This is a genomic window from Streptomyces sp. UNOC14_S4 (genome assembly GCF_020740835.1).
Taxonomy (GTDB): Bacteria; Actinomycetota; Actinomycetes; order Streptomycetales; family Streptomycetaceae; genus Streptomyces.
Map to the genome: position 1 here is coordinate 1 of NZ_JAINFC010000256.1, position 10,552 is coordinate 10,552.

The 10,552-nt window shown below is 74.2% G+C and carries 11 protein-coding genes; 6 read left to right on the plus strand and 5 right to left on the minus strand.

The genetic code is table 11. The features are described 5' to 3' along the window. The first annotated feature begins 50 nt into the window (after positions 1-50). From K6I34_RS22075 to K6I34_RS22085, 3 genes are all read left to right on the plus strand, one after another. Entirely contained in the window at positions 51-1,055 is a 1,005-nt protein-coding gene (locus tag K6I34_RS22075; protein WP_229328060.1) for an acyl-CoA dehydrogenase family protein, read from the plus strand. 68 nt (positions 1,056-1,123) lie between these two features. Next, positions 1,124-1,630, plus strand: a complete 507-nt coding sequence (locus K6I34_RS22080; protein WP_229328061.1) for a MarR family winged helix-turn-helix transcriptional regulator — start codon at positions 1,124-1,126, stop codon at positions 1,628-1,630. Between the two features lie 255 nt (positions 1,631-1,885). Beyond that, the gene (locus K6I34_RS22085; RefSeq protein WP_229328062.1) at positions 1,886-2,635 is read left to right on the plus strand and encodes a polysaccharide deacetylase family protein; all 750 of its coding nucleotides are present in this window, start codon (positions 1,886-1,888) and stop codon (positions 2,633-2,635) included. 7 nt (positions 2,636-2,642) lie between these two features. On the opposite strand, the gene K6I34_RS22090 is transcribed toward K6I34_RS22085, so the two are convergent. The 5 genes from K6I34_RS22090 to K6I34_RS22110 all read right to left on the minus strand — a co-directional run bounded on the left by K6I34_RS22090 (position 2,643) and on the right by K6I34_RS22110 (position 7,482). Continuing rightward, complete coding sequence (locus K6I34_RS22090; RefSeq protein WP_229328063.1) at positions 2,643-3,209, minus strand: hypothetical protein; 567 nt, start codon at positions 3,207-3,209, stop codon at positions 2,643-2,645. Continuing rightward, positions 3,206-4,684, minus strand: a complete 1,479-nt coding sequence (locus K6I34_RS22095; protein ID WP_229328070.1) for an ATP-binding protein — start codon at positions 4,682-4,684, stop codon at positions 3,206-3,208. The genes K6I34_RS22090 and K6I34_RS22095 overlap by 4 nt, the downstream gene beginning before the upstream one ends. Positions 4,685-4,698: 14 nt before the next feature. Further along, positions 4,699-5,400: a response regulator transcription factor gene (locus K6I34_RS22100; protein WP_229328064.1), complete on the minus strand. Its 702-nt coding sequence runs from the start codon at positions 5,398-5,400 to the stop codon at positions 4,699-4,701. Between the two features lie 112 nt (positions 5,401-5,512). Beyond that, complete coding sequence (locus K6I34_RS22105) at positions 5,513-6,580, minus strand: glycosyl hydrolase family 18 protein (RefSeq protein ID WP_229328065.1); 1,068 nt, start codon at positions 6,578-6,580, stop codon at positions 5,513-5,515. A gap of 161 nt (positions 6,581-6,741) precedes the next feature. Beyond that, on the minus strand, positions 6,742-7,482 hold the full coding sequence (locus tag K6I34_RS22110; RefSeq protein WP_229328066.1) for a PaaX family transcriptional regulator C-terminal domain-containing protein: 741 nt from the start codon (positions 7,480-7,482) through the stop codon (positions 6,742-6,744). A 106-nt stretch (positions 7,483-7,588) separates the two neighbouring features. Between K6I34_RS22110 and K6I34_RS22115 the strand changes: the two genes are divergently transcribed. The 3 genes from K6I34_RS22115 to K6I34_RS22125 all read left to right on the plus strand — a co-directional run. Beyond that, the gene (locus tag K6I34_RS22115; protein ID WP_229328067.1) at positions 7,589-9,238 is read left to right on the plus strand and encodes an isovaleryl-CoA dehydrogenase; all 1,650 of its coding nucleotides are present in this window, start codon (positions 7,589-7,591) and stop codon (positions 9,236-9,238) included. After that, positions 9,235-10,035, plus strand: coding sequence for a crotonase/enoyl-CoA hydratase family protein (locus K6I34_RS22120; protein ID WP_229328068.1), 801 nt, complete (start codon positions 9,235-9,237; stop codon positions 10,033-10,035). The genes K6I34_RS22115 and K6I34_RS22120 overlap by 4 nt, the downstream gene beginning before the upstream one ends. Positions 10,036-10,183: 148 nt before the next feature. Beyond that, the coding region (locus K6I34_RS22125) for a hypothetical protein (protein WP_229328069.1) at positions 10,184-10,552 on the plus strand (369 nt) is incomplete at its 3' end.

The following is a 10,552-nucleotide window of genomic DNA, read 5'->3' on the forward strand; positions in this document are numbered from 1 at the left end:
GGTCCGGGGGCTGCCGCCCCCGGGCCTCGACTCAAGGAGGTGCCTTACCCATGCGCTTCGCGCTCAGCGATGAGCAGCGGCAATTCCAGCGCCCGCTGCACCGGATGCTCACCGCCGCCCACACCCCGGACGTCATCCGGGCGTGGGCCCGGGGAGACCACACCCCCGGGCTCAAACTATGGGCCCGGCTCGCCGCGGCCGACGTCTTCGCGCTGGAAGCGAACCGCACCGCCGTCGAGCTCGCCCTCGCCCTGACGGAGGCAGGTCATCACGCCGTTCCCGGCCCCCTCGTGGAGACCGTGGCCGCGGCCGGTCTGCTCGCGCGCCTCGCCGAGGCGGGGGAACCCGCCCCCGCCGAGGCGTGGCTCGGCCGCGTCCGGGCCGGTGAGGTCCGTGTGACGCTGGCCCTCCCGGCCGGAGGCCCGTACGCGCTGGACGCGGACGCGTGCGACGCGATCCTCGTCGTGGCACCGGGGAGCGCGGACACGCTGCGGCTCGCCCCCGGCCACGGGCCCGTGCAGCCCTCGCTGGACCCGGCGCGGCGGCTCGCGCGGCCCGCGCCGGGCGGGGAGGTGGTGGCCGAGGGACCGGCCGTGCGGGAGGCCGCGGCGTACGCGGCGGATCTCGCGGTGTTCGCGGTCGCCGCGCAGGCGCTCGGCGTGGGGTGCGCGCTGCTGGAGCGGACGGTGGCGTACGTACGGCAGCGCACGCAGTTCGGGCAGGAGATCGGCGCGTTCCAGGCGGTCAAGCACCGGCTGGCGGACACACTGGTGGGGCTGGAGTTCGCGAGACCGCTGGTGTCCGGCGCCGCGGTCGCCCTCGCGTCGGGCGCGCCCGGCGCACCGGCGGAGGCCGCGGCCGCGAAGGCGGCGGCCTGCGACGCGGCGTACGCGGCGGCCCGTACGGCGCTCCAGCTGCACGGGGCGATCGGCTACACCGCGGAGTACGACCTGTCCCTGTGGTTCGGCAAGGCCCGGGCCCTGCGGTCCGCGTGGGGCACGCCGGCGGACTGCCGGGCCCGCGCACTGGACTCGGCGGTGTTCACCGGGGGTTGACGGCGACCGGACGGCTGCCGGTGACGGCAGAATCTGTCCGTGAGCAACCTTCGGAAAGGAACCGCACCGTGACCGAGGACGTCATCGCGCGCGTGCTGCGCCAGTGGCAGCAGGTCCACCCCGGACTCGACACCGCGCCGATGGCCGTGATCGGCAGGATCGGCCGCTGTGCCGCGCTCCTCCAGCAGGCGACCGACGCGCCGCTGGTACGGGAAGGGCTGACGCGGGCGGAGTTCGACATCCTCGGCGCCCTGCGCCGCACCGGCCGCGAGCTGACGCCGGGGCAGCTCGCCAAGGAGACGTTCGCCTCCGGGGCCGCGGTCACCAAGCGGCTGCGCGTCCTGGAGGCACGTGCCCTGGTCAGCCGCCGCCCCGACGAGCGCGACCGGCGCGTCGCCCATCTGTCCCTCACCGAGGAGGGGACGGCCCTCATCGACCGGCTGGTGCCCCACCAGCTCGACTACGAGGACGCGCTGCTGGCCGGGGTCGGCGAGGAGCACCGGCGGCTGCTCGCGGACGCGCTGGCCGAGCTGCTCGTCCTGCTGGAGGGGAGGCTCGGCGGCCTCCAGCCGTGAGCCGGCCGCGAGCCGACCGCGAGCACTCCGCGTGACGAGGAGCGCGCCGGGGCCGTCGGCGCGGGTAACCCGCTCCGGGCATCCGCCTCGACGCCCTTTCACCCTTGCGGGCGATTACGGGCACGGAAGGCCGGACGCGGGCGGCAGATGACCCCCGTGTCCCCGGTCCGTGAGAAATCCGTAACAGGAGAACCCTCCGCGCGGCCCCGGCCCTCTTCGCCGGTGACAGAGACGGCCGACAAGGAGGGCAGGGCCATGGCGCTGACGAAGAAGCACAGCATCCGGATCGTGACCGCGGTGGCGGTCCTCTCCGCCGCCGCGGGCACCATCGCCGTGGCCGCCGAGCACGGCGGTGGCGGCAGGGCGGGCGCGGTGACGGACCGGCCGGTGCCCGGCAAGCGCGTGAGCGACGAGATCGTACGGACCTCCGAGGACCCGGGGAAGACCGTCAACCTCACCTTCGACGACGGCCCGGACCCGACGTGGACGCCCAAGGTCCTGGCCCTGCTGGAGCAGTACGGCGCCAAGGCCACGTTCTGCATGATCGGGCCGAACGCCGAGAAGCACCCGGACCTGGTGAAGAAGGTCGTCGCCGCGGGGCACCGGCTGTGCGACCACTCGGTCTCGCACGACACGACGATGGACAAGAAGCCGGTGGCGTACCAGGAGAAGGAGATCCTGGACGCGAAGAAGATGATCGAGGACGCGTCGGGCGGCGCGCCCGTGCGCTACTACCGGGCGCCGGGCGGCGCGTTCACCCCCGACAGCCGCAGGATCGCCGCCGAGAACGGCATGCGGCCGCTCGGCTGGAACGTGGACACCAAGGACTACGAGCACCCGGGCGTCGACAGGATCCTCGACACGGCGAAGAAGGAGCTCACCAAGGGGCCGACGGTCCTGATGCACGACGGCGGCGGCTCGCGCGCCCAGACCGTGGAGGCGCTCGCCCGTCTGCTGCCGTGGCTCAAGGAGCAGGGCTACACCTTCAGCTTCCCCCAGACCTGATCCGCCGTCAGGGGCTGGGGGTTCCCGGCTGCGCCGAGGGCACAGCGGCCGCCGGGAAGGCGTTGTTGCCCTCGCAGACCAGGTCCGAGACGACGTAACTGCCGCCGCTCAGATCGACCTTGATGCTCTGGATCTGGTCCTTCGGCGACGCCTCGGCGTTGGCCGCCGTGCACACGAGCTGGCTCCTGGCCACAGGGGACAGCTTCAGCACGTTGTACGGCATCTGGATGGTCACACGTCGCGTGCCGGTGGTGACGTGGATTTCGCCGTTCATCCTCGGCAGGTCGGAGTAGAAGCCGCGGGCCTGTTCCGCCGGGTTCGTCCCCAGGCGGAGCAGGGCGATCGCGTCCTCCGGGCCCACCTTGTCCCCGGCCTCCCGGGACGACGAGGTCATGCCGTAGGGCGACATGAAGTAGAGGCGCACCTCGAACTTCCTGTCACCGCCGGGCCGCCGGGCGCCCGTGGCGGGCAGCCCCGCGTCGATGACGTCGGTGGTCGTGACGCCGCAGCCCGCGAGCGTGGCACCCACCAGGACGGCGGCACCGCCCACCCGTACGGCCCTGGTCAGCCTCATATCTCGTCACCTCCGCCGCGACGCAGGGGCAGATCCACGGTGAACACCGCTCCTCCTCCGGGCGAGTTGGCCGCCCGTACCGTTCCGTCGTGCAGGCGGACGTTCTCCATCGTGATGGCGAGCCCGAGGCCGCTGCCCTCGGAGCGGGCGCGGGAGGAGTCCGCCTTGAAGAACCGGTCGAAGACGTGCGGCAGCACGTCGGGGTCGATGCCCTCGCCCTGGTCGGCGACCTCGATGAGCAGCCGGTCACCGTCCTCGCGGGTCGCGGTGCGCACGGTGACGCGGACCGGCTCCCCGCCGTGCTTGAGGGCGTTGCCGACGAGGTTGGCGACGACGACGTCGATGCGGCGCGTGTCCAGCCGGGCACGCAGGCCGTCGGGCAGGTCGGTGACCGTCCTGTCCTGCCAGCCGCGGGCCTGGAGGGTCTTGCGAACGGTCTCGGGGACGTCGACCTCGTCCAGGTGGAGGGCGGCGGCACCGGCGTCGAAGCGGGAGATCTCCATCAGGTCCTCGACCATGCGGGCGAGCTTCCCGGTCTCCTCGCTGATGAGCCGGACGGCGTACGCGGTGTCGGGGTCGAGCGAACCGGCGTCGTCGTCCAGGACGTCGACGACGGCGGTCATGGCGGCCAGCGGGGTGCGCAGCTCGTGCGAGACGTCGGCGGCGAAGCGGCGCGAGTTGGCCTCCATGCGGCGCAGCTCGGCGACGTTCTTCTCCAGGGCCGCGGCCATGTCGTTGAAGGTGCGGGAGAGATCGGCGAGCTCGTCGCGGCCGGTGACCTTCAGGCGGGTGTCGAGCTCACCGACGGCGATCTTTCCGGAGGCGCGGCGGAGCTCGCGCACGGGCCGCAGCACGCCGCGCGCGGCGATCAGGGCGGGCACGGCGGCGAGGGCGACCGCGGGCAGGGCACCGTTCTGCGCGGCCTTGACGAGGGCCTTCACATTGGCCTCGTCCTCGCGGAGCGGCATCTCGGCGTAGACCTCCAGCCCGGTGCGCTCGCTGCTGTCGCGGTAGGTGACAGGCAGGCCGATGGCGAGCCAGGGCATGCCGTGGGTGTTCATCCGCTGGAAGGCGGAGACGCCGCTGCGGACTTTCTCCCGCAGCTCCTTGGGGAGGGGGCGGTCGGTGTCACCGGCGGGCAGGACGGGCCCGTCCTGGTAGCGGACGTGGACGTTCCAGCGCTGGGCGCCGCCCGCGGCGGTCAGGCGGCGGGCGAGGTCGAGCTGGGCCGGCTGGCTGAGGGGGAAGGTGAAGTCGGGCACCTGCGAGTTCACCTGCGAGCGCAGGGAGTCGATGGCGGTGTCCTGGGTGTGCTTGAGGATCGCGGTGCGCGCGGAGCGGAACGTCAGCGCGGCCGTGGTGAGCGCGCTGAGCGCCGCGACCAGCAGGAACGCGACGATCAGGCGGACCCGGAGGCCGCCCGCGACGGCGCGCAGGTCGGGGCGCCGGAAAGCGGGGCGCCGGGGGAGGGACAGGCGTTTCACAGAACTCACAGGGGTCCGAACCGGTAGCCGAAACCGCGCACGGTCTGGATGTACTTCGGGGAGCGCGTGGACTCCTCGACCTTGGTCCGCAGCCGCATCACGCACGCGTCCACCAGCCGGGCGTCGCCGTGGTAGCTGTGCTCCCAGACGTGCTCCAGGAGCTGCTGGCGGCTGAAGACCCGGCCGGGCGCGGCGGACAGGTAGAGCAGGAGTTTCATCTCGGAGGGGGCCAGCGGCAGGTCCTGGCCGTGCTTGGCGACGAGCAGGCCCTTGCGGTCGATGGTGAGGTCGCCGTGCGTCTCGACGGGCTGGACGGGGACGGCCGGGTCGGCGAGGCCGTCCAGGGGCGCGGCCCTGCGCAGCACGGCACGGATGCGGGCCTCCAGGACCTCGCCCCGGGCGGGCTTGACGATGTAGTCGTCGGCGCCCGCCTCCAGGCCGAGGACGACGTCGATGTCGTCACCGCGCGCGGTGAGCATGATGATCGGGATCTGCCGGGTGGCACGGATCTTCCGGCACACCTCGAAGCCGCTCTGGTCGGGCAGCATCAGGTCGAGCAGCACCAGGTCGGGACGGAAGGCGTCCATGGCGGCGAGACCGGCCTCGCCGGTCGCCGCGCCCTCGACCTCGTGGCCGCGGCGGCGCAGGGTGAGGGTGACGCCGTCCCGTACGGCCCGGTCGTCCTCGATCAGCAGCACGCGTGACATAGGGCCAGTATCCGTGCTCCTTGCACATCAGTGCGATGATCGCCCCTCTGGACGTGAGAACTGTCACCGAGTGCTCATATTTCCCGGCCGCCACAGCAGCCCCACTGGCGCCTCATGGCGCCCGGCCGGGCGCCGCCCCGCCCAGGACGGGCCACAGCTCCGCGTCCTCGAAACCGAGCGCCCACAGCGCGGTGCCCTCGACCCCGTATCTGCGCAGTACGGGCAGGTGGGCGGCGATGCCGCGGGCGTCCTGGTACCAGACCTCGCGCCGTGCGCCGCCGTCCTCGGCGTAGGTGAAGTGCGGGGTCGCCGAGGCCGGGTCCAGGGCGTACGGCGCGCCGACCCGCCGCCGCAGCTCCTCGGCCTCGCGGGTGGTGCGGTGGGTGGCACGGCCGGGGTCGCCGGTCCTGTGGTCCCAGCCGTAGGCGGGGATGCCCATCTCGATCCTCGCGGCCGGGACGCGCGCGGTGGCGTAGCGGAGGATCTCGTCGTACCAGGCGGGGCTGGAGAGGGGGCCGGGGGCGTCGAGGGCGTTGTGCAGGTTGTAGCCCATGATCCGCAACCGGTCGAGGACGCGACCGAGGCGGGCGTAGTCGAAGACGGGGCCCTGGTCGTGCCCGGGGGTGTCGGAGCGGGGGAAGACGGCGGCGGTGCACTGCTTGCGCAGGCCGTGCAGCCTCGCGCAGACCTCGCCGACCAGGGTGGTGAAGCCGTCGCGGACGCGCCGTACGAGCGCGGGGTCGGCGCCGGGCTCGTTCATCTGCTCGTAGTCGAGGTCCAGCCCGTCGTACGGGAGCCCGGTGGCGAGCCGTACCAGGGTCTCGACGTGGGTGGCGCGGGCCCGCGCGTCACCGGTCAGACCGGCCATCGCGGCGGCGCCCAGGGTCTCGGTGACGGTCGGCACGACCTCGATCCCGGCCCGGTGCAGCCCGTCGATCACGGCCCGGTCCCCGGCGCCCTCGTGCGCGGTGACGCGGTCGGCGGCCGTGGTCTCGTACCAGAAGGGGTTCACCGTGCGCAGCTGCCCGGCGTGGGCCAGGGCGTCGGCGTAGGCGGTGGGCTCCCAGTAGGGCAGCCAGGCGGTTACGGCTCGCGCGTGCGCCTTCGGGACGGCGGTCGGTACCGGCGTACCGAGCAGGGCGACGATCACCGTGAGGGTGGTCGCGTATCGGCGGATCATGGCTTCAGCGTCGTATGGGGGCGCGGTGCTCGCGAGCCTGAGCGCCCCGTCAGGGGCGCGGGGAACTGCGCGCCCAGCCGAAGACGGCCCGCAGCCGCGAACTGAGCTCGCGAGGCACCCCGGTAGGCGCGACCCCACCGACCAGCGGTGACCGGACTCGTTCAGATCCCCAAGTAGCTCCGCAGCGTCTCCCTGAAATCCGCGTCGAACTCCTCGTAGGCGCTCCTCAGCCCCTCCCCCGGCCAATCCGCGGGCAGCAGCTCCGGCGGGAGGACCGGGTCCGCGAGGAGGTGGCGCAGGACGGCCGCCGACGCCAGGAAGCGTTCCGCCAGCTCGCCCGGGTGCAGCGCGGCGCGCAGGGCGTTCGCTCGCGCGGCCCATCCGTGCAGGTCCCACAGCGTCGCGGCGAGCTCCGCCGGGGCGCCCTCCGGCTCGCCGGTGAACAGCGCGCACTGCTCGGCGACCACCGGCGGCCGGGCGCGGACGAGGTTGGCCGGGCGGAGCCAGCAGCCCTCGCGGAGTTCGGCCAGGCGGAGGACGGCCATCGCCTGGCGGAGGCCCGCGCGGTCGGCGGGGGCGCGGCGCTCGGCGGTGACGACGGCGATCTCCCAGCGGCCGTCCCACGGACGGGTGCGGGGCGCGCGGCTGTCGTCCTGCCGGGCCTGGCGGGCGAGGAGCCGTGCGGTGAGCCGGTACGTGCCGTCGCGCTGTTCCAGGTCACCGGCGGCGACCATCCGGGTGAGCGCGGTGCGCACCGTGCCCTCGGCCGTGCCGAAGAGCGCCCCCGCCCGGACGAGGGCGCGGGCGGGCAGCGCGGGCGGGTGGTGGCCCAGCAGGGTCGAGAGCACGACCGAGCGCGCGGTCAGCGGCCGGAGCGGCAAGGAGGTACCGGTGTCGTCCATGGTGGTCGGACCCCTGTTCATTACAGTCCTGGATCACGCATCATAAAACTGTAATGCCGGTCCGGTCCGTTCATCCCCGTACCCGTCCGTCCGCACGGAGGTCCCCATGAGCGCCACCCACGAAGTGTTCAACCAGGCCCCGCCCCTGACCGGCTTCACCACGGCCGACGACCCTGCCCTGCTGGAGGCGCTGCGCCGCGACGGCGGCGGCTGGGGCGAGGCCGAGGTGCGCGCGCTCGGTGCGCGGGCCGGGTCGGAGGAGGTCCAGGAGCGGGCCCGGCTGGCGGAGGCGCACCCGCCGGTGCTGCGTACCCACGACCGGTTCGGGCACCGGGTGGACGAGGTGGAGTTCCACCCGGCCTGGCACCAGCTGATGGCGGAGGCCGTGGCCTCGGGGCAGCACGCCGCGCCCTGGGCCGAGCCGCGCCCCGGCGCCCACCTGGTGCGTGCCGCGAAGTTCTATGTGTGGGCGCAGGCGGAGGCGGGCCACGGCTGTCCGGTCTCGATGACGTACGCCGCGGTGCCCGCGCTGCGTGCCCAGCCGGACCTCGCCGCCGTGTACGAGCCGCTGCTCGCGTCGCGCGCGTACGACTACGGGCTCCGGCCGCCGCTCGGCAAGCGGGGGCTGATCGCGGGCATGTCGATGACGGAGAAGCAGGGCGGGTCGGACGTCCGGGCGAACACGACGGCGGCCGTCCCGGCGGACGACGGCTCGTACGTGCTGACCGGCCACAAGTGGTTCACGTCGGCGCCGATGAGCGATGTGTTCCTGGTGCTCGCACAGGCGCCGGAGGGCCTGACCTGCTTCCTCATGCCCCGGGTGCTGCCGGACGGCACGCGCAACGCGATGCGGCTCCAGCGGCTGAAGGACAAGCTGGGCAACCGCTCCAACGCGTCCGCGGAGATCGAGTACGAGGGCGCCGTGGCCTGGCCGGTGGGCGAGCCCGGGCACGGGGTGCGCACGATCGTCGAGATGGTCAACATGACCCGGCTGGACTGCGTCATCGGCGCGGCGGCCGGGATGCGCGCCGGGCTGCGGCAGGCGCTGCATCACACGGCGCACCGGCGGGCGTTCGGCGCCGAACTGATCGACCAGCCGCTGATGCGCAACGTCCTGGCCGACCTCGCCGTGGAGTCGGAGGCGGCCACGGTGCTGGCGATGCGGCTCGCCGCGGCGCTCGACCGGTCGGAGGCGGGGGACGCCGCCGAGGCGGCACTGCGCAGGCTGGCCCTGGCCGCCGGCAAGTACTGGGTGTGCAAGCGCGGCAGCGCGCACGCCGCCGAGGCGCTGGAGTGCCTGGGCGGCAACGGCTACGTCGAGGAGTCGGGGATGCCCCGGCTCTACCGGGAGGCGCCGCTGCTGTCCATCTGGGAGGGCTCGGGCAATGTGGGCGCGCTGGACGTGCTGCGCGCGCTGGGGCGGGAACCGGGCGTCCTCGACGCCTATTTCACGGAGGTCGAGGCGGCGGCGGGCGCGGACGCCCGGCTGGACGCGGCCGTGGCCCGGCTGCGGAAGCTGCTCGGCGAGCTCGCCGACCCGGACCGCGCCCAGGTGCTGGCGCGGCGCGTCGCGGAACAGCTCACCCTCGTGCTCCAGGGCAGTCTGCTGGTGCGTCACAGCACGCCCGCCATCGCCGACGCGTTCTGCGCGTCCCGGCTGGGCGGTGACTGGGGGCACGCGTTCGGCACCCTGCCCGCCGGGACGGACCTGGGGCCGGTCCTCGACCGCGCCCGCGCGAAGGAGGAGGAGCGATGACGGAGGACGCGGCAGTGGCAGAGGATGCCGCGGTGACGGTCCGTACGGAACACTCCGGCCCGGTGACCACGGTGATCCTCTCCCGCCCGGCCGCGCGCAACGCCGTGGACGGGCCGACTGCCGCCCTGCTGGCCGACGCGTTCCGGGCGTTCGAGGCCGACGAGCAGGCGCGGGTAGCGGTCCTGTGGGGCGAGGGCGGCACGTTCTGCGCGGGCGCCGACCTGAAGGCGTTCGGCACGCGGCAGGGCAACCGGGTCGCGGCCGACGGCGACGGCCCGATGGGGCCCACCCGGCTGCGGCTGTCGAAGCCGGTCGTCGCCGCCGTGAGCGGCCACGCGGTGGCGGGCGGGCTGGAGCTGGCGCTCTGGTGCGACCTGCGGGTCGCGGAGGAGGACGCGGTCTTCGGGGTCTTCTGCCGCCGCTGGGGCGTGCCCCTGATCGACGGCGGCACGGTCCGGCTGCCCCGGCTGATCGGCGCGAGCCGCGCGCTGGACCTGGTGCTGACGGGCCGTCCGGTGCCCGCGCCCGAGGCGTACGCGATGGGCCTCGCCAACCGTCTCGTGCCGCCCGGCCAGGCCCGCGCGGCGGCGGAGGAGCTGGCCGCCGGGATCGCCCGCTTTCCCCAGGCGTGCCTGCGGAGCGACCGCGCCTCGCTCCTCGACCAGGAGGGTGTGCCGGAGGAACGGGCGATGGCCTCGGAACTCGCCTACGGTCAGAACGTCTTGGGCGATGCCGTCAAGGGCGCGGCCCGCTTCGCCGCGGGAGCGGGACGGCACGGGGACTTCACCGACATCTGACCCGGCCACGGGTCCGGCCACGGCCCGGCAGCGGACCGTCACGTACGCAGGAATCCCGCCCTCCACCAGGGGCGTTGACCGAACAACCCGTTCACCGTGCGCCCGACACTTCACCCCATAGAGGGGATTGAGGCGCGCGGTTTGCCGAATGGCGGGCACGGCCACCAAGCTCTCCGTCGTGAACGGCGCGAAGGGCGTGAAAGGCGTGAACGGATGGGTACGGGCAGGCCGCGCGGGCCTCGTGGTCTGCGCGGCGGCACTGGCGACGGCTGCCGCCGCACCGGCGGACGCCGAGCCGGAGCCCGGCCGCCCGCCCTCGGTCCGGGCGGTGGAGAGCGGACCGGGCGACAGCGGGCCTTCGGTCGTCATCGACGACGGCCACCACCGGCAGGTGCGGGTCTCGGGCACGGGCGACCGCACCTCGGTGGTCGTCAGGGGCCGTCCGGGCTGCGTGACCGTCGTCTCGCGCGGCGACCTCGGCTCGGCGGTGCTGGGGCCCCGGTGCCCGGTCCCGCCG